Origin of the sequence: Staphylococcus cohnii species complex 1663 (assembly GCF_041008415.1) — a bacterium.
In the GTDB taxonomy this organism is placed as follows: domain Bacteria; phylum Bacillota; class Bacilli; order Staphylococcales; family Staphylococcaceae; genus Staphylococcus; species Staphylococcus ureilyticus.
On record NZ_JBFDVL010000009.1, the window covers coordinates 76,090 to 94,921 of the forward strand.

The 18,832-nt window shown below is 34.5% G+C and carries 18 protein-coding genes; 2 read left to right on the forward strand and 16 right to left on the reverse strand.

Annotated elements, in window-relative coordinates; all coding sequences use genetic code 11:
• Positions 1-33: 33 nt before the first annotated feature.
• The 14 genes from rpmG to AB1J10_RS11190 all read right to left on the reverse strand — a co-directional run bounded on the left by rpmG (position 34) and on the right by AB1J10_RS11190 (position 14,232).
• The gene (gene rpmG / locus AB1J10_RS11125; protein WP_071560108.1) at positions 34-177 is read right to left on the reverse strand and encodes a 50S ribosomal protein L33; all 144 of its coding nucleotides are present in this window, start codon (positions 175-177) and stop codon (positions 34-36) included.
• Between the two features lie 122 nt (positions 178-299).
• Positions 300-881, reverse strand: a complete 582-nt coding sequence (locus AB1J10_RS11130) for a sigma-70 family RNA polymerase sigma factor (RefSeq protein ID WP_070039478.1) — start codon at positions 879-881, stop codon at positions 300-302.
• 74 nt (positions 882-955) lie between these two features.
• A complete protein-coding gene (locus AB1J10_RS11135) occupies positions 956-1,480 on the reverse strand; it encodes an NYN domain-containing protein (RefSeq protein ID WP_019468577.1) in 525 nt (174 codons plus the stop codon).
• A complete protein-coding gene (gene rlmB / locus AB1J10_RS11140) occupies positions 1,480-2,226 on the reverse strand; it encodes a 23S rRNA (guanosine(2251)-2'-O)-methyltransferase RlmB (RefSeq protein WP_070039483.1) in 747 nt (248 codons plus the stop codon). Before rlmB ends, AB1J10_RS11135 begins: the two co-directional genes overlap by 1 nt.
• A gap of 7 nt (positions 2,227-2,233) precedes the next feature.
• Positions 2,234-2,620 carry a Mini-ribonuclease 3 gene (locus AB1J10_RS11145; protein ID WP_070039485.1) on the reverse strand — a complete coding sequence of 129 codons (387 nt, stop codon included), beginning with the start codon at positions 2,618-2,620 and terminating at the stop codon, positions 2,234-2,236.
• 1 nt (position 2,621) lies between these two features.
• The gene (cysS, locus tag AB1J10_RS11150; protein ID WP_070039487.1) at positions 2,622-4,022 is read right to left on the reverse strand and encodes a cysteine--tRNA ligase; all 1,401 of its coding nucleotides are present in this window, start codon (positions 4,020-4,022) and stop codon (positions 2,622-2,624) included.
• Positions 4,006-4,647, reverse strand: coding sequence for a serine O-acetyltransferase (gene cysE, locus AB1J10_RS11155; protein WP_046207703.1), 642 nt, complete (start codon positions 4,645-4,647; stop codon positions 4,006-4,008). Before cysE ends, cysS begins: the two co-directional genes overlap by 17 nt.
• A 323-nt stretch (positions 4,648-4,970) precedes the next feature.
• Entirely contained in the window at positions 4,971-6,425 is a 1,455-nt protein-coding gene (gene gltX, locus AB1J10_RS11160) for a glutamate--tRNA ligase (protein WP_070039489.1), read from the reverse strand.
• A gap of 438 nt (positions 6,426-6,863) precedes the next feature.
• On the reverse strand, positions 6,864-7,922 hold the full coding sequence (locus AB1J10_RS11165; RefSeq protein ID WP_070039491.1) for a PIN/TRAM domain-containing protein: 1,059 nt from the start codon (positions 7,920-7,922) through the stop codon (positions 6,864-6,866).
• Positions 7,923-7,996: 74 nt separating this feature from the next.
• A complete protein-coding gene (gene radA, locus AB1J10_RS11170) occupies positions 7,997-9,367 on the reverse strand; it encodes a DNA repair protein RadA (RefSeq protein ID WP_064209895.1) in 1,371 nt (456 codons plus the stop codon).
• Positions 9,368-9,717: 350 nt separating this feature from the next.
• Positions 9,718-12,180, reverse strand: a complete 2,463-nt coding sequence (locus tag AB1J10_RS11175; protein WP_046207694.1) for an ATP-dependent Clp protease ATP-binding subunit — start codon at positions 12,178-12,180, stop codon at positions 9,718-9,720.
• Between the two features lie 11 nt (positions 12,181-12,191).
• Positions 12,192-13,202: a protein arginine kinase gene (locus AB1J10_RS11180; RefSeq protein WP_046207695.1), complete on the reverse strand. Its 1,011-nt coding sequence runs from the start codon at positions 13,200-13,202 to the stop codon at positions 12,192-12,194.
• Positions 13,195-13,746 carry a UvrB/UvrC motif-containing protein gene (locus tag AB1J10_RS11185; protein WP_046207696.1) on the reverse strand — a complete coding sequence of 184 codons (552 nt, stop codon included), beginning with the start codon at positions 13,744-13,746 and terminating at the stop codon, positions 13,195-13,197. Before AB1J10_RS11185 ends, AB1J10_RS11180 begins: the two co-directional genes overlap by 8 nt.
• Positions 13,747-13,770: 24 nt before the next feature.
• Positions 13,771-14,232 (reverse strand): CtsR family transcriptional regulator, encoded by a 462-nt coding sequence (locus tag AB1J10_RS11190; RefSeq protein ID WP_019468588.1) that lies wholly within the window; start codon positions 14,230-14,232, stop codon positions 13,771-13,773.
• Positions 14,233-14,388: 156 nt separating this feature from the next.
• Here AB1J10_RS11190 and AB1J10_RS11195 point away from each other — a divergent pair, with 156 nt between their 5' ends.
• The gene (locus tag AB1J10_RS11195; RefSeq protein ID WP_046207697.1) at positions 14,389-15,603 is read left to right on the forward strand and encodes a NupC/NupG family nucleoside CNT transporter; all 1,215 of its coding nucleotides are present in this window, start codon (positions 14,389-14,391) and stop codon (positions 15,601-15,603) included.
• A 59-nt stretch (positions 15,604-15,662) separates the two neighbouring features.
• Here the strand turns inward: AB1J10_RS11195 and pdxT are convergent, their stop codons facing one another.
• Complete coding sequence (pdxT, locus tag AB1J10_RS11200) at positions 15,663-16,238, reverse strand: pyridoxal 5'-phosphate synthase glutaminase subunit PdxT (protein WP_070039492.1); 576 nt, start codon at positions 16,236-16,238, stop codon at positions 15,663-15,665.
• 1 nt (position 16,239) lies between these two features.
• Positions 16,240-17,127 (reverse strand): pyridoxal 5'-phosphate synthase lyase subunit PdxS, encoded by an 888-nt coding sequence (pdxS, locus tag AB1J10_RS11205; protein ID WP_064209900.1) that lies wholly within the window; start codon positions 17,125-17,127, stop codon positions 16,240-16,242.
• Positions 17,128-17,224: 97 nt separating this feature from the next.
• Here pdxS and pdxR point away from each other — a divergent pair, with 97 nt between their 5' ends.
• On the forward strand, positions 17,225-18,601 hold the full coding sequence (gene pdxR, locus AB1J10_RS11210) for a MocR-like pyridoxine biosynthesis transcription factor PdxR (protein ID WP_070039494.1): 1,377 nt from the start codon (positions 17,225-17,227) through the stop codon (positions 18,599-18,601).
• The last annotated feature ends 231 nt before the right edge of the window (positions 18,602-18,832 follow it).

An 18,832-nucleotide genomic window follows, 5' to 3' on the forward strand; every position in this document is an offset into this window, starting at 1 on the left:
ATTTACTCAATTACTAAATCTAATATACCGACATTATTTCGCTTCTTTATGAACTGTATGTGCGTTACATCTTGGACAATACTTCTTCAATGTCAATCTTGATGTAAGGTTACTTTGCTTTGGAACATTATAATTTCTATTTCCACACGTTTCACAGCTTAATGGCACTTTTTTCATTTCACTTCACCTTACTCATTATAATACCAATCTACTATACATAACATCTCTGTCAATTGTCAATCTTCCACTATTGCTTTCTATTAATCCAAAAATCATTTTATACGTATCCATAACTGTTTTTAGTCATGATACTTTTGCTTAAAAACACGCTTTAATTTCAGTTTACATCTATGTATCGAATTGTAAACTATCTTAACATTTAGATTTAAGATATGGGCAACCTCTGATGGTTTATAATCATTTAAAATATATTTTATAATACCTTGTTCTAACTCTGTTAATTTTTCAACACTTTGATGCAACAAAACCAGGGTTTCTCTTCTTAAAATAATGTCATCCGGTTGCCTCACTTGCCTTAACACTTGGACACTGCTTAACATTTCATTTTCTAATAACCTTTGTCGTCTTACATCAGCTAATTTTTTTCGTATATAATCATTTCTAGCATTTTTGATAGTACGATTTACGTAATGTGCTAATGGTATGTCTTTTGAAAAATCAAATTGACTTATCGCTTTGAATAATTTCAAAAGTATTTCTTGTTGTAAATCTTCTTTATCATCAGGATGTATTGTGAAATGATTTAAACATTTCCAAATATGTGGTTGTATTTGATCTAGTAAATCAATTAGGAAATGAATGTCTTGCCGTTTGCTTTTTGAAACTGGTATTGATTCTTGATGTTTTATTCTTTGGTGCATGCTTTTTTATCCTTTCAATCAGAATAAAGTTAGCATACAAAGGACGCTATAAAAAAAGCAAGGGGACAATCTTCTTATTTGTGATTGTTACCCCTTCTAATTTTTTCAAATTCTTCCAAAATTTCATTTGATAGTTCTATACGTGTGCGTGGTTTCTGCTCATTGAACCCTTCGAGCTTTTTTGAAACCGAAACTTCATTTTCTCTCAAGTCTCTCCACATTTCTCTAGAAGAGATACGATAAGCTCCCGCACCAAATATAGCATGTTGTTCACTCATATCACTTGTTACCACTGTGATATGTCTTGTGTGTTTGTCGTATAAATCATAAACATATTTTTCTATAAAACTATCTGCTGTTTCTTTTTCTTTAGTAAAGACAATCTTTACACCGTGATACATATATTCTGATGACATGCCGGATTGTTCATAGGCATCAAACACACATACAACCTCATCTGCTATAACTGCATTATAATTTGCAATCGCGGTTAATAGCTGATCGCGTGCTTCTTCCAAATTTTCTTGGGCTATTTGACTTAAGTCTTGTGATTGGCCAATCATATTATAACCGTCTATAATCAAGAAACGATCCTTCATTATTTTTCTCCAATCTGATTACGTTTACGATAGACTTCGTACATCATTAAGCTTGCCGCAACAGAAGCATTCAAACTATTTACATGCCCTACCATTGGAATGTTTATATAAAAGTCACATTTATCTTTGGTAAGTCTGCTCATGCCTTGTCCTTCACTTCCGATAACAATCGCTAGCGACATACCAGCGTCCATTTCACGATAATCTGTTGAATTTTCGGCTTCTGTACCGACCACCCAGTATCCATGGTCTTTTAATGTTTCAATGGTATTCGCCAAATTTGTAACACGCATGACAGGGACATGTTCAATCGCGCCAGTAGACGCTTTTGCAACAGTCTGCGTAAGTGCAACCGATCGCCTTTTAGGAATAATAATGCCATCTACACCTGAAGCGTCAGCCGTTCTTAAAATCGACCCTAAATTATGAGGATCTTCTAAGCCATCCAAAATTAAAACAGTTGATAGTTTTTCATTGTTCTTTTGCTGTGCTAAAAACGCATCAAAATCTGCATATTCATATGGTGCGATGTATGCAGCGACACCTTGGTGAGGCGCATCAGACAAACCATCTAATTTTGATTTTGGCACTGCTTGTACAATGATTTTATTACTATTTGCCTTTTTTAAAATATCATTAATTTGTCCTTTTTTTACTGTATCTTGAATTAAAACCTTATTAATTGTATGTCCGGAAACAATCGCTTCTTTTACGGCATGACGACCTACTATAACAATCTCTTCCAAAGTCTCACTACCTTTCATCTACATTTTTTACGATGCGTTCAAGCAACGTGGTGAGTCGCTCTTGATTTTTTTCTAGATATAAAAATCCGAGGATTGCTTCTAAACCCGAACTTTTTCGATAAGTTTGAATATCTGTGTTTTTCGCCTTAGTATAACTCTTCGCATTTCTACCACGACGAACAATATCTAATTCTTCCGCTGTAAACCAGTTATTTTTTAATAAGTGCTCAAGCGATTGTGCCTGACTTTTTGCCGATACGTAACGCTTGGCTTCTTGGTGTAGTCGATTGGGCTTAGCTTTTAACTTCAATATAATGTACTCTCTTACGAATTGATCTAATACTGCATCACCCATATAGGCCAAAGTTAATGGATTTAATAACTTATTATCCATGTTAACCACGTTTGAATCTCACACCTTGTGGCGTATCTTCTAAAATAATATTTTGTTCTTTTAACTGGTCACGGATTTCATCTGCACGTGCAAAATCTTTGTTTTGTCGCGCCTGATTTCGTTCTTCAATGAGCGCTTCAACATCTTCATCTAATAATTCATCGTTGTTTGATGCTTTTAAAGGAACGCCTAAGACATCACTGAAGATTTGATACACTTCTTTAAATCGTGCAATCACTTTAGTAGATGTCGTATTTTCTAATACGTATTTATTCGCTAATTTTGATAAATCATACCAAGCTGTAATGGCATTAGCCGTATTAAAATCGTCGTTCATAACCGTTTCAAATTGGTCTAATATTTGATTGATTTCATCAATATAATGATCTTGTGTTTCAATATTAGTTGCAATTGTTTCACGTTCTTCAATGGCTTGATAACTATTGCGAATACGTTCTAACCCACTTTTAGCCGCCCCAACAAGTTCCATATTATAGTTGATTGGACTTCTATAATGTACACTTATCATGAAAAAGCGTAAGACGTCCGGATCAATTTCTTTAATAATGTCATGCACTAAGACAAAATTGCCCAATGACTTACTCATTTTTTCATTATCTATATTAATGAAACCATTGTGCATCCAATAGTTTGCGAATGGGGCATGGTTATGTGCTTCAGATTGTGCAATTTCATTTTCATGATGAGGGAATTGTAAATCTGTACCACCCGCATGAATATCAATTGTTGCACCTAGCTCGTGATAAGCCATCACTGAACACTCAATATGCCAGCCTGGTCTACCTTTCCCAAATGGACTATCCCAACTGATTTCATCCGGTTTTGCTTGTTTCCATAACGTAAAATCTAGAGCGTCTTCTTTTTGTTCCCCTTGTTCAATACGCGCACCTACTTTTAAATCGTTCAGCGATTGATGGCTTAATTTACCATAATCTTCAAACTTACGTGTTCTGAAATAAACGTCGCCACTGCTTTCATATGCATAGCCTTCATCAATAAGTTCTTTTATAAACTTAATAATATCGTCCATATGATTCATGACTCTTGGATTTGAAGTCGCTTTTTTGACATTTAATGCACCCACATCTTCATAAAATGCATCGATATAGCGATTAGCTATTGTATTTACAGGCTCATTTAATTCTTTAGAGCGTTTTATTAATTTATCATCTACGTCCGTAAAGTTTGAAACGTAAATCACTTCATAACCTTGGTACTCAAGATATCTTCTGACAACATCATAGTTAATTGCAGGTCTTGCGTTTCCAATATGAATGTAATTATATACAGTTGGTCCACAAACATACATTTTAACCTTACCTGGTTCTATTGACTTAAACGTTTCTTTTTGACGTGTGAGTGTATTATATAATGTAATCATCTTGAATCTCTCCATTTCTTGTTTTCTCAAGTTGTTTCTCTAATTGTTTTAATTGCTCATAAATTGGATCAGGTAAATTACGATGATCAAATGTTTTGCCAATTCTTCTTCCGTCTTGTTTTACGATATGCCCTGGTATACCAACCACTGTAGAATAGCTAGGTACCGAGTTTAACACTACGGAATTTGCGCCAATATTAACATTTGAATTGATTTTAATATTACCGAGTACTTTTGCTCCTGCTGCAATTAAAACATTGTCTCCAATATCAGGATGACGCTTCCCTTTCTCTTTACCTGTCCCACCTAAAGTAACGCCTTGATAGATTGTGACATTATCACCAATCCTACATGTTTCTCCTATCACTACGCCCATACCATGGTCAATAAATAAACGCTTGCCAATTTGAGCACCTGGATGTATTTCTATTCCAGTAAAAAAACGTGTGATTTGAGAAATCAATCTGGCTAATACATATTTTTTCTTTTTATATAAAGCATGTGCAACTAAGTGACTCCACACTGCATGTACACCAGCATAAGATGTAACTACCTCTAATGTTGTACGTGCTGCTGGGTCTTGCTCAAACACCATATTTACATCATCTTTGATTCTTTTCAAAATTTCAAACAAGGTTGCGACCTCCTTATTAAAAAAGCACCTCCAACATCATACTGTTAGAGGTGCTTTGCACGGTTCCACTCTTTTTTAATAAGCTGATTCCTCAATCACATAGCAATACAACTTATATTGACTCATTTGCATTATTCAATTCATCAAACTAAAGGTGCATTCAACAATTTTTGTGTTGTGCTCACAGCGACCGCACACTCTCTTGACACATACCATTGCATACTAATCCTTTAGCTCATTCACATATTATAATAGTTGGTAACTTGTAATTTTTCAAGTGTTATACATTTAATCTATGTTATTCACTCTACGCATTAAACATATTTTTTTAAGCGTTGTAGCACTTTGTTTTTGCCTAAAACTTCAATTGTATTTGGCAGTTCTGGTCCGTGCATTTGTCCAGTTACAGCTACACGTATCGGCATAAATAATTGCTTACCTTTGATACCTGTTTCTTTTTGAACTTCTTTAATTGTTTTTTTAATTTCGTCAGCTTCAAAAGGTTCTAATGCTTCTAATTTGCCATATAAATGATTCATTAGTTCTGGAACTTGTTCACCATTAATAACTTCTTGCTCATCTTCACCTAGTGTTTGTTCGTCTCGGAAGAAAATTTCAGATAATGGAACAATTTCTCCAGCGTAACTCATTTCTTTCTGATAAAGTGCAATCAGTTTACGCCCCCACGCTTTATCTTCTTCAGAAGGATTTTCAGGCAATAATTCCGCTTTTACTAAATGTGGAAAAGCAAGTTCAAATACTGTTTCAGTATCTTTTTGTTTCATATATTGGTTGTTAATCCAAGCTAATTTTTGTTTATCGAAAAATGCAGGTGATTTAGATAAACGTTTTTCGTCGAAGATTTTGATAAATTCTTCTTTAGAGTAGATTTCATCTTCACCTTCCGGAGACCAACCTAACAACGTAATAAAGTTGAATAAGGCCTCAGGTAAGTAACCCAAGTCTCTATACTGTTCAATAAATTGAAGGATTTGGCCATCACGTTTACTTAATTTTTTACGTTCTTCATTTACAATTAGTGACATATGTGCAAATCTTGGTGGTTCCCAACCAAATGTGTCATAAATCATTAATTGTTTTGGAGTATTTGAAATATGGTCGTCGCCACGTATAACATCTGAAATTTCCATGTAATGATCATCAACAGCTACGGCAAAATTATATGTTGGTACACCGTCTTTTTTAACAATTACCCAATCTCCCATATTGTTTGAATCAAATGAAATTTCGCCTTTAACCATATCATCGAATTTATAAGTTGTATCTTTTGGAACGCGGAAACGAATAGAAGGTTTACGTCCTTCTTCTTCAAATTGTTGACGTTCTTCCTCTGTTAAATGTGCATGTTTACCACCATAACGCGGCATTTCACCACGCGCAATTTGTTGTTCACGTTCCGCTTCTAACTCTTCTTCAGTCATATAACATTTATATGCTTTATCTTCATCTAATAATTGTTGAATAAGCGGGTTGTATATTTCAGCACGTTCTGACTGACGGTAAGGGCCATAACCTTTATCCTTATCTACTGATTCGTCCCAATCAATACCTAGCCATTTTAGATTATCGAACTGTGATGATTCTCCATCCTCTAAATTACGTTTGCTATCTGTATCTTCTATACGTATTACAAAATCACCATCATAATGTTTAGCAAATAAATAGTTAAATAATGCAGTTCTTGCATTACCAATATGCAAATAACCTGTTGGACTTGGCGCATATCTAACTCTTACACGATTACTCATTATGTTCACTCCTGTTTAAAATTAATTTTTTATTTTCAATTTCATTGCTTTCATTTTTACTGTGTCTATCTATTACACACAGTAATATATCAATACGAATCCAATGAAGTTCATATTAAAAAATAATGTTTCAGCATTTAAAGTATATTGCTTATTCGCTTACTTATAATATCATAGCTCATCATTTTTTAAAGCATCACTATATTAAAATCAAACATTTTTTGTTTTTAATTTCACGGCATAATTCTAAATATAGTAATACAATTTCGCTATCTATTGTAGCACTTTAAAGCTGATTATGATATTACCACGCTTAAATTTAATTGTTTATAAATGAATTCTTTTGTCACTTGGTCATTCAGTGTTTTTACGTAAAAAAGGTTTCATGTGAAACTGTAACTGTAGTTGCTACATTTCATATGAAACCTAACTGCTATTTCAATATATTTTTTTAGCAAAAATAATCCGACCCGAAGATGTTTGCAATAAACTGACGACTTCTAAATCAATGTGTTCGCCAATATGTTTTTTAGCATTGTCTACAACTACCATCGTACCATCTTCTAAATAACCCACTGCTTGTCCAGCTTCTTTACCCATCTTAGTTAACAATAAGTTAAGTCGATCACCTTGATGGACTGTTGGCTTAATGGCTTCTGATAAGTCATTAACATTGAGTACTTGAATGCCTTGTATATGACAAACTTTGTTCAGATTAAAATCTGTAGTGATAATTTGAGCTCTATAATGCAGCGCGAGTTTAATTAACATAGCGTCTATATCACTGTGTGATTTTGTAGGTTGAATAATACGTGTAGGGTGCTGTGCATCGTGTAATGCATTAAGCATATCTAAGCCTCTTTGACCTTTTTCTCTCTTCACACTATCATTCGCATCCGCAATAACTTGCAATTCATTAATCACACCTTGTGGAATTAAAATCTCACCATCTACAAAGCCACATTCTAAAACATCTAGAATACGTCCATCTATAATTGCACTCGTATCAATCACCTTTGGCATCGCATTACGTGTATTCATAGCCATAGAACGCGTCATATTTTCTGGCAAAAACAAAAGCATTTCATCACGTTTACGTAAACCAAATTGAAATCCTAAATACCCCAATATGATTGTAACAATGATTGGTACAAAATGATTTAACACGTTGTTGCCAATAATTTGGAAAATAAATGAAATCATTACAGAAATAAGCAAACCTATAATGAGCCCAATTGTGGCAAACAATATTTCTATCGCACTTTGACGCATAATCATTTGTTCTAAATCTTTCATTGCTAAAGTTACTTTCTTAATAAACCAACCAAAGATAGCAAAAAACAGTATAATCCCTAGTAGTCCATTGAAATAATTATTTGTAAGTAGCATGAAATGACTCAATCCAGCATCTGCAATAATCTCTGGAATAAGATACACGCCTAAACTTGCGCCCAATATGATATAGCACAAGATTACAATGAGTCTTATCATGTTCAAATGCTAACGCTCCTTTCGCATGAAAGCTATTATGACTTCATAAGCCATGTAACCATTTAAATAAATGTCGTTGATCAATGTTTTGATAAGGCATATTTTAATGCCTCATGGACATTTGTCACACCAATGACTTTAATGTTGCTCGGGAATTCCCAACCCCCAATATTAGATTCAGGAATAATAATGCGTTTAAAACCTAATTTTTCCGCTTCTTGTACACGTTGTTCAATGCGAGAAACACGTCTCACTTCCCCTGTTAAACCAACTTCGCCGATAAAACAGTCTAAGCCATCTACAGTTAAATCTTTAAAGCTTGAGGCAGTAGCAATAATGATTCCTAAATCAACAGCAGGTTCTGTTAATCTTACGCCACCAGCTACTTTAATATAGGCATCTTGTTGTTGCAGTAAATAATTTTCTTTTTTCTCTAATACAGCCATTAACAAACTTAAACGATTGTGATCTATTCCTGTCGCCATACGTCTAGGATTATTAAATGTTGTGGGTGTCACTAACGCTTGAACCTCAATTAATAATGGTCGCGTACCTTCCATAGTAGACACGATTGTCGAACCTGGAACATTTGTAGACCGTTCTTCTAAAAACATTTCTGAAGGATTTTTAACACCTTTCAATCCACTCTGTTTCATTTCAAAAATACCCATTTCATTTGTAGAGCCAAAGCGATTTTTTACCGCTCTTAAAATCCGATAAGCATGATGCTCATCACCTTCAAAATAAAGCACCGTATCTACCATATGTTCTAGCAAACGAGGTCCCGCAATCTGACCTTCTTTCGTAACGTGACCAACAATAAACGTCGCGATATTTAGTTGTTTAGCTATATTCATCAAGCTCTGTGTACTCTCTCTCACCTGAGATACCGAACCGGGTGCAGAACTGATTTCAGGGTGAAAAATAGTCTGAATAGAATCTACAACAAGCAAATCAGGCTTCAATTGTTTAACTGTTTCATGTATCACTTCTAAATCTGTTTCTGCAAATACATTTAAATGACTTGAATCTTCATCTAATCGATCTGCTCTTAATTTTGTTTGATTTAATGATTCTTCACCAGTTATATATAAAACGTTTTTCTCTTGTGATAACGCTGCACATATTTGAAGCAATAGTGTTGATTTACCGATACCTGGATCTCCACCAATCAACACAAGTGAACCATTAACGATCCCGCCACCAAGCACTCGATTAAACTCTGCTGAATTCGTTTTAACACGTGGTGTTGTCTCATGCTTTATATCATTTAACTTCTGTACTTTGGATGTATTTTCACGACTGCGCACACCATGTTTCGGACTTGTCGATTTCTGTTCTATGATTTCTTCCATTTGGTTCCATCCACCACAGTTAGGACATTTCCCCATCCATTTAGGTGACTGATAACCACATGCCATGCATTCAAAAATCACTTTCTTTTTGGCCAAAACTGCACCTCCATCTTTATTGAACAAATCTATTTTATACCTATGTTTATGTAAAAACAAATTTTATTTACAAATGATTTATTTTGATATTTTATATGCTAAATAAATAGCTTTATATTGTAATATATAAATGAATATATTGCAAAAATCTATTTTTAAAAATAACACTATTATGCCTATAGCACCATCAAAAAGATATACTTTATTGATATCCAAATTAGCCTACAAGGTCATATCATACTTTCACCATACTGTATCGTAGTTTTTGAAATTAAAAAAGCGTTTCTCAAGGTTGAAATAAATACTTGAGAAACGCTTTGGCACTATGACCTATATTGATTTATCTAATTTTATGATTCAGAAGTTTCTTTTTCTTTTTCATCTTCTGTTCTATCTTTAATGTTATATTTATATTCCTTACCGTCATGGTCGATATAAACATTTTTACCTTCAATTTGATTGCCGTCTAAGATTAACTCACTTAAGTTATCTTCAATCGTTTTTTGGATTTCTCGAATAAGTGGTCTCGCACCATATTCTGGATCGTATCCTTCTTCAGCGATGCGTTCTTTAGCTGCATCAGAAACGATAATATCAATATCTTGTTCTGATAAACGATCTGTAAGTTTATTTACCATCATTGTTACAATTTCTTTCAACTCATCTTGAGACAGTTTGTGGAATACAATGATGTCATCTACACGGTTTAAGAATTCTGGACGGAAAGCATTTTTCAATTCTTTCATCATTGTTTTACGGATAGATTCATAGTCTTGACCTTCAGATGCGCCACCAAATCCTGCAAAACGTTGATCTTGCAATTCTTGCGCACCCACGTTAGATGTCATAATTATCACTGTGTTACGGAAGTCTACTTGACGACCTTTAGTATCTGTTAAGTGTCCATCATCTAATACTTGCAACAAGATGTTAAATACATCAGGATGCGCTTTTTCGATTTCATCAAATAATATAACTGAATATGGTTTGCGTCTTACTTTTTCAGTTAATTGACCGCCATCATCATGACCAACATAACCTGGAGGCGCTCCTACTAAACGACTGACAGCATGTTTTTCCATAAACTCACTCATGTCAACACGAATCATTGCGTCATCTTCACCAAACATTGTTTCTGCTAGTGCACGTGCTAATTCTGTCTTACCGACACCTGTAGGTCCTAAGAATATAAAGCTACCTATTGGTCTTTGAGGATCTTTTAATCCTGCTCTTGCACGTCTTACTGCTTTACTGATTGATGTCACTGCTTCTTTTTGACCAATGACACGTTTGTGTAACGTATCTTCCAAGTTAAGCAAGCGATCAGATTCTGTTTCATTAATTTTTGTTAATGGAATGCCAGTCCAACCAGCGATAACTTCACCGATATCCTCTTCAGATAAGGATGTGTTCGCACCGTTTTGGCTATTTTTCCAATTATTGTTTGCTTCTTCGTATTGTTTTTCTAATTTAGTTTGTTTATCACGTAAATTAGCTGCATTTTCAAATTCTTGTGCATGTACAGCTGCATCTTTTTCATTTTTCACTTGCTCAATTTCTTGTTCCAACTCTTTTAAGTTTGGTGGTGTTGTATGACTTTTTAGTCTTACTTTTGAGCTTGCTTCATCAATTAAGTCAATCGCTTTATCTGGTAAGAAACGATCAGAAACATAGCGATGACTTAGTTTTGCTGCTGATTCTAAAGCTTCATCAGAGATGTTGATGCGGTGATGTGCTTCATAACGATCACGTAATCCTTTTAAGATTTCAATCGTATCTTCAACAGTTGGTTCATCTACTTGAACAGGTTGGAAACGACGTTCTAACGCAGCATCTTTTTCAATGTTTTTACGATATTCATCTAGTGTAGTCGCACCGATACATTGTAATTCGCCACGAGCTAACGCTGGTTTTAAGATGTTTGATGCATCAATTGCACCTTCTGCACCACCAGCACCTACTAATGTGTGTAGCTCATCAATGAACAGAATGACATTACCTGCTTGGTGAATTTCTTCCATTACTTTTTTCAAACGTTCTTCAAATTCGCCACGATATTTCGTACCAGCAACGACTGTTCCCATATCTAATGACATCACACGTTTACCTTTAAGTGTTTCAGGAACTTCATTATTAACAATTGCAAGTGCTAAACCTTCAGCAATTGCCGTTTTACCGACACCTGGTTCCCCAATTAATACTGGGTTGTTCTTAGTACGTCTACTCAACACTTCAATGACACGTGTGATTTCTTTATCTCTGCCAATAACAGGATCCAACGTGCCATCATTAGCAATTACTGTTAAGTCACGAGCAAGACTATCTAAAGTTGGTGTATTATTAGATTTGTTTGCCTGCGCATTTTTATTGCTCATTTCAGGGCTTCCTAAAGCTTTCACTACTTGCGCGCGTGCTTTCGTAATGTTTAAGTCTAGATTAGCAAAAACACGTGCAGCTACGCCTTCATTTTCTCTAATTAAACCAAGTAATATATGCTCGGTACCAACGAAATTGTGGTGTAATTTTCTTGCTTCGTCCATTGATAACTCAATAACTTTTTTAGCACGTGGTGTGTAATGTAACGCACCCATTTGTTCTTGACCGTGACCAATTAATTTTTCAACTTCTGTTACTACTTTTTCTTCAGTAATATCAAAGGATTCCAACACTTTTGCTGCAATACCTTCTGGTTCTTTCATTAAACCTAAAAGTAAATGTTCTGTTCCTATATTTGAATGATTTAAGCGAATTGCTTCTTCTTGAGCATGTGCCAATACACGTTGTGCACGTTCTGTCAGTCTACCAAATAACATAGCATGACCTCCTAATTTATATGTTCTCTTAAAATATCTGCTCTTTTTTCGTTAACTGTTCTATCATCTTCATCATCTAATAAGAATGGTGATTGAATAGCAACCATCAACTCATTAAACTTAAAGTCTTTTAAATCAATATAGTCTAAATCTATACCTAATTTCACTTCACTTAATCTAAATGATGCTTCTTCCATAGATATTAGTCTACTATATTTTAAGATACCTAACGAACGATATACTCTATCTAAAGTTTCAATTTTATTATGCTTGCTAAGTCGTTCGCGAATTTGCATCTCTTCGTTAATAATTTGTTGTACTACTTCAGTTAAACTTTCAATAATTTCTTCTTCTGTTTTTCCAAGCGTCAGTTGATTGGAAATTTGATAAATGTGACCGTATACTTGGGAACCTTCGCCATAGATACCTCTTATTGTGAATCCAAAACGATTGATTGTTTGAGCGATTCTATTCATCCGCTTCATAATCGTAAGTCCCGGTAAATGTAACATTACGCTGGCTCTCATACCAGTACCGATATTCGTCGGACATGTTGTTAAATAACCGAGTGTTTCATCAAAACTTACATCTAACTCACTGTCTAATGTGTCATCCAGTGCGGAAGCTTTTTCATATAATGTTTGTAATGATAAATCATTTCCCATGGCTTGAATTCGTATATGATCTTCTTCATTAACCATAATGCTTAAAGATTCATCTTCATTTAAAAGTACTGCAGCAGCAGGTCTTTTTATTAACTCGGGACTGATAAGATGTTTCGCAACAAGTTTATATTTACTCTGCTGGTCCATCGTGTCTAATCTCTGTATAAACATGTTAGGAAGCGCATCTTGAACTTCATTTATCACTCTATTACCATCTTGTTCGGATGCAAACATCAAAGGGTGTACATGATTTTCTAAATTTCTAGCCAAACGCAATCTCGAAGACATTACGATTGGACTTTCTGCTTCGTCTCTCATCCACTCACTAATGTGGGTGCTGATATCATTCTTACTCATCATGTTTCACCTCGCTGTCTTCTTTCAATGCCTTAATTTCATCTCTAACAACTGCAGCCTCTTCAAAATTTTGTTCTTCAATTAACTGATTTAAATAAGTTGTTTTCTCTTCTATTTGTTTTTTCAAAGCTAACTTTCTATGTGAAGAGCGTGGTGTTTTTCCAGTGTGTTCGATTTGACCACCTTGTACACGTCGTACAATATCGACAATGTCATCTTTAAAAGTTGCGTAGCAGTCTGCACAACCAAATTTACCAACATGCGCAATATCTTTTAATGTCATTTGACAAGTAGGACATCTCTTTTCTTCTTTAAATGCAATTTCATCGAAATCAATACCGTGTTTCGCTGCTAAATGTTGTAATATTTGTTTTACTACAAACGCACCTTCAATGTCATCTTGTGACTGCATTTGTTGGTTTTGAGTCCACGGGTTACCGCCTTGTGCGCATGTGGCACAAACCCATTTTTCATGTACACCATCTTGCCCTTTAACTGCTAACTTTACTTCTGCTTCATTTAAATGACAATTTTCGCACAGCACGACCAAACACCTCTCTTAATTTCTTTAATAATAATTTATTACATGTAATATTCGTTTCACTATATTAGCACGTATAATATCTCTTGATAATACATCCATTTTTAAAGTTTCTCTATCGATTACAGCGTAAATCATTTTTGCTTCACGTTCACTGATATATGCTTTATCTAATAAACCATCTATGATGTAATAAGCTTGTTGCTGTGAAATAGATGGTCCGATGAGTTGAAGTAAATGATTAATGTAACCTGTTTCATCTTTGTTTTCAATTTTAGTGATTCGAATATAACCACCGCCACCTCTTTTACTTTCTATTTCATAACCATGTTCATTTGTAAAACGTGTTTTGATCACATAGTTTAGTTGAGAAGGCACACAGTCAAACCGCTGTGCAATATTGGCACGTTGAATTTCAACAACGTCTTCATTGGTGTCTTCAAATAATTTTTTAATGTACTGTTCTATGATGTCGGACATGTTATGCATGATTATCACCTCTTTTGACCTTCTTTGACTATATTATATGACCAACTTTGACCTTTTTCAACCAATATGTTTTAAATTTTTTCAATTTTGGATGTAAGTAAGCGCTTGTTTATTGTATTATAGGAGTTAAGAAAAAATTTAAAGGGATGAATTATTATGCATATTATTATCGGTTTAATTGGTATTGCTGTGTTTCTTGGGTTAGCTTTACTCTTTAGTTCTGACAGAAAAAATATTCGCTGGCAATACATTGGCTTATTACTCATAATACAACTTGTATTTGCTTTTATATTATTAAAAACAAAATTTGGTATTACGGTCATTGGTGGCATTTCAGATGGCTTTAATTACTTATTAGCTAAAGCTGCTGAAGGTGTCAATTTTGTATTTGGTGGATTTGAATTTGTAGATCCTAAAAATCCTCCATTCTTCTTCAATGTATTATTACCAATCGTTTTTATTTCAGCATTAATTGGTATCTTACAATACACAAGAATATTGCCATTCATTATTAACTATTTAGGTTTAGCCATTTCTAAAGTAAATGGGATGGGTCGCTTAGAGTCATATAATGCGGTAGCAGCAGCAATTTTGGGTCAATCAGAGGTTTTCATTTCACTCAAAAAAGAATTAGCACATATCCCTAAACAACGTCTTTATACATTGACTGCTTCCGCGATGTCTACGGTATCGGCTTCTATTATCGGTGCTTATTTTACATTAATCGAGCCTAGATATGTAGTTACTGCAGTAGTACTAAACTTATTTGGCGGGTTTATCATTGCTTCTATTATTAATCCATATAAAGTAGATGTAAAAGAAGATAAATTAATCGTTGAAGAAAGTGAGACGGAAAAACAGTCCTTCTTCGAAATGTTAGGGGAATACATTTTAGATGGGTTTAAAGTTGCTGTAATCGTTGGTGCGATGCTGATTGGTTATATAGCAATTATCGCTTTGTTAAACGGTGTTGTAAGTGCTATTTTCACTGCAGCTTCAGGTGGAAGTATTACATGGGATTTCCAAACTTTAATTGGATTTATATTTGCACCATTAGCATTTTTAATTGGGGTACCATGGGACGATGCTGTTCAAGCTGGTTCTATTATGGCAACAAAATTACTATCTAATGAATTTGTAGCCATGCAAAGCTTAAATGAAGTTAAAAATATCAGTGAACACGCAAAAGGTGTAATCTCTGTCTTTGTTGTATCTTTTGCTAACTTTAGTTCTATTGGTATTATTTCTGGCGCAATCAAATCGCTTAATAATGAAAAAGGTGATATGGTAGCACGTTTTGGTTTAAAACTTTTATTTGGTGCCACACTTGTGTCATTTATTTCTGCAGCAATCGCAGGTTTCTTTATCTAATTAAACTGACAAAAAGCAGGTCAATCCATTTTGGAATTGACCTGCTTTTTTACGTTATATTAAACTTGCTCAATTGTAGCCTTTGCTACAATATGTTCAATGAAATATTGCGTTACGCGATAATCTTCTGTTAACTCTGGATGGAAAGAAACACCTAAATAGCGTCCTTCTTGAACTGCTACTATTTTCTCACCAATCGAGCTCAATATTGTGGCATTCCCATGGACTTGGGATATATGAGGGGCTCTGATAAATACCCCTTCTATATCTTCTGCAATGCCAGTAATATTTAAATGACTTTCAAAACTATCTACTTGTCTGCCAAATGAATTACGTTGGACTGTAATATCTAATTTGTTGAGATATCCTTCTTCACCAACAATATCTTTTGCCATAACTATAAGCCCTGCACAAGTGCCAAACATAGGTAATTCAGATTGTTGTAATGCTTCTTTAAACCCATATAAATTCATTAAACGACGTAACGTTGTCGATTCACCACCAGGTAGTATGAGCCCATCAATTTCCTCTAATTGCTCCACATGTTTTATGGCAATACCTTCGTGTCCACTTAATTCAATATGCTTCAAATGTTCTCTCACAGCACCCTGTAAAGCTAAAACACCTATTTTCATATTACCAACCACGCTCTTGCATACGTTCTTCTAGTGACAAATCATTAATGTCTAAACCTTTCATTGCTGTACCTAACTCTTTAGCTAATCTACCAATTAATTCATAATCTTGGTAATGCGTCGTAGCTTGTACAATTGCTTTTGCAAATTTTTCAGGATCTTCTGATTTAAAAATACCAGAACCAACAAATACACCATCTGCACCTAATTCCATCATCAAAGCAGCGTCTTGAGGTGTTGCTACACCACCAGCTGCAAAGTTCACCACTGGCAATTTACCGTTTTCTTTAATTGATTTTAATACTTCAAAAGGTGCGCCTATGTTTTTAGCTTCCGTCATAATTTCATCATCATTCATAACTGTTATGCGACTCACTTCAGCATTCACTTGTCTAATATGTCTAACAGCTTCAACGATATTACCAGTACCAGGTTCACCTTTCGTACGTAACATTGCCGCTCCTTCACCTATGCGACGCGCTGCTTCACCTAAATTACGACAGCCACAAACAAATGGTACTGTAAAAGTATCTTTACGTAAGTGGTACTCTTCATCAGCTGGTGTTAAGACTTCTGATTCATCAATATAGTCAACACCCATTGCTTCTAGTACACGTGCTTCTGTTATATGACCAATACGACCTTTAGCCATGACAGGTATAGAAACAGCATTCATTACTTCTTCAACAATTTTAGGATTTGCCATTCTAGCAACACCACCAGCTGCTCTAATATCAGAAGGAACACGTTCTAACGCCATTACAGCAACTGCCCCTGCTTCTTCCGCAATCTTCGCTTGTTCAGCATTGACAACGTCCATAATGACGCCGCCTTTTTGCATTTCAGCCATTCCTCTTTTGACTCTTTCTGATCCAGTAAATTTAGACATTTTATTTACCCCTTTACTTAGTTGATTAAATTCATTTTAAAAGATAAACTGGTATTTAAAAAGGTGCACTTTCAAAATAATTTAGGGGGTCAGTTTATTGTCTAAAAATCATCTCTATATTAATTTATATGAAAATTTAAAACAACAAATCATAGAAGGTCAATACAAATCTGAAGATAAGTTTCCGTCTAAACGTGCATTAGGCCAACATTTATCTGTAAGCAATACAACAATTGAACATGCGTATCAGCTCTTATTAGATGAAGGATATATTTACTCCAAACCGCGTTCAGGCTATTTTGTTTCAGATATAGAAACGCTTCCTGTTATCGCAAGAAATATGGACCAATCCCAACATCATAATTACTCAAAAAATAATCATGAAGTGACACAATCAGTCCGTTCACTGGCATTTAATTTATCAGAGATTGATGCAGAATACTTCCCTATGAAACAATTTAGAAAATATGCAAAAGATGCATTTGAAGATGAAGAAATTGATTTACTACAACATGTTAATTCAAAAGGCGAGATTTCATTAAGACAAGAAATTGCACATTACTTATTTAATAGTCGTGGCGTTAACTGTAGACCTGAACAAATTATCATCGGTTCTTCAACAGAACAACTAATAAATCTTTTAACTGACATTTTAAATGACGGTCGTTTTTTAATAGAAAATCCTAGTTATCCACCCATTAAGCAAGTACTAGATAAAAAGCAAATTGCTTATCTTCAAGTACCTGTAAATAGTACAGGAATAGAAATTACGTCCTTTCAGAAATCCAATAATAATATCGCATATGTCACGCCATCACACCAATTCCCCACAGGCTATGTTATGAGTTTAAAAAAAAGAACCCAACTCATCAATTGGGCACAACAAAGTACTGATAGATACATTATTGAAGATGATTATGATTCTGAGTTTCGCTACTTCGGCAAACCAATACCTGCTCTACAAAGTTTAGACACTAAAGATAAAGTCATATATATTAGTACCTTTTCCAAATCATTATTTCCAAGCTGTCGAATTGCATATTTAGTTTTACCAAATAATTTACTTTCAAAATATGACAACTTGGCAAATAAAGAAGGAAACACAGTGCCGGCACATACACAAAAAATGATTTCACTCTTTATGAAATCAGGCAGTTTTGAAAGGCATCTTAATAAAATGAGGAACGTGTATCGCCATAAACTAACAACAATTTTAAATGCATTAACGCCTTATCAATCGCAATTAAAAATAGATGGTGCTTTAGCTGGTATGCATTTTACACTCACTGTCAAAAATCATTTGACTATGGGGCAATGCTTAGAACGTGCAAAGGAAAATGATTTAAATATAATACCATTTAGTAAATATGATAGTGATCAAAACACAGTTAAATTTATTCTAGGTTTCGGTGGTATTCCGATATCCCAACTCAAAGAACATACAGACGCACTAATCAAAACACTGACAGTCTAGTATATATTATTGATAGTTCGACTTTTATATTTCTTATAAATTTATATGTTATTGAAATACTATGACTTATGCATGAGTTTTTGCTCATGCATTCCTCTTTACTATTTCACGCTTTCCTCACTCACTTACCGCTTGTAAGCTCGTTTCGTCTTTCGTTTACTTCGTCAGCTTCAAACGCTTTCTTTTGTCAGTTTGCAGTTCTTCGAACTGGAAGTTAAGCTCCTTTTATGT

What these genes read in the sequence shown, in the direction of transcription:
- AB1J10_RS11195 (WP_046207697.1), top strand. Translation starts at nt 14,389, where the DNA reads ATGCATATTATTATCGGTTTAATTGGTATTGCTGTGTTTCTTGGGTTA.
- AB1J10_RS11180 (WP_046207695.1), bottom strand. Translation starts at nt 13,202, where the DNA reads ATGAGTAAGAATGATATCAGCACCCACATTAGTGAGTGGATGAGAGAC.
- gltX (WP_070039489.1), bottom strand. Translation starts at nt 6,425, where the DNA reads ATGAGTAATCGTGTAAGAGTTAGATATGCGCCAAGTCCAACAGGTTAT.
- AB1J10_RS11190 (WP_019468588.1), bottom strand. Translation starts at nt 14,232, where the DNA reads ATGCATAACATGTCCGACATCATAGAACAGTACATTAAAAAATTATTT.
- AB1J10_RS11135 (WP_019468577.1), bottom strand. Translation starts at nt 1,480, where the DNA reads ATGAAGGATCGTTTCTTGATTATAGACGGTTATAATATGATTGGCCAA.
- cysS (WP_070039487.1), bottom strand. Translation starts at nt 4,022, where the DNA reads ATGATTACATTATATAATACACTCACACGTCAAAAAGAAACGTTTAAG.
- rpmG (WP_071560108.1), bottom strand. Translation starts at nt 177, where the DNA reads ATGAAAAAAGTGCCATTAAGCTGTGAAACGTGTGGAAATAGAAATTAT.
- pdxS (WP_064209900.1), bottom strand. Translation starts at nt 17,127, where the DNA reads ATGTCTAAATTTACTGGATCAGAAAGAGTCAAAAGAGGAATGGCTGAA.
- pdxT (WP_070039492.1), bottom strand. Translation starts at nt 16,238, where the DNA reads ATGAAAATAGGTGTTTTAGCTTTACAGGGTGCTGTGAGAGAACATTTG.
- AB1J10_RS11175 (WP_046207694.1), bottom strand. Translation starts at nt 12,180, where the DNA reads ATGTTATTTGGTAGACTGACAGAACGTGCACAACGTGTATTGGCACAT.
- AB1J10_RS11130 (WP_070039478.1), bottom strand. Translation starts at nt 881, where the DNA reads ATGCACCAAAGAATAAAACATCAAGAATCAATACCAGTTTCAAAAAGC.
- AB1J10_RS11145 (WP_070039485.1), bottom strand. Translation starts at nt 2,620, where the DNA reads ATGGATAATAAGTTATTAAATCCATTAACTTTGGCCTATATGGGTGAT.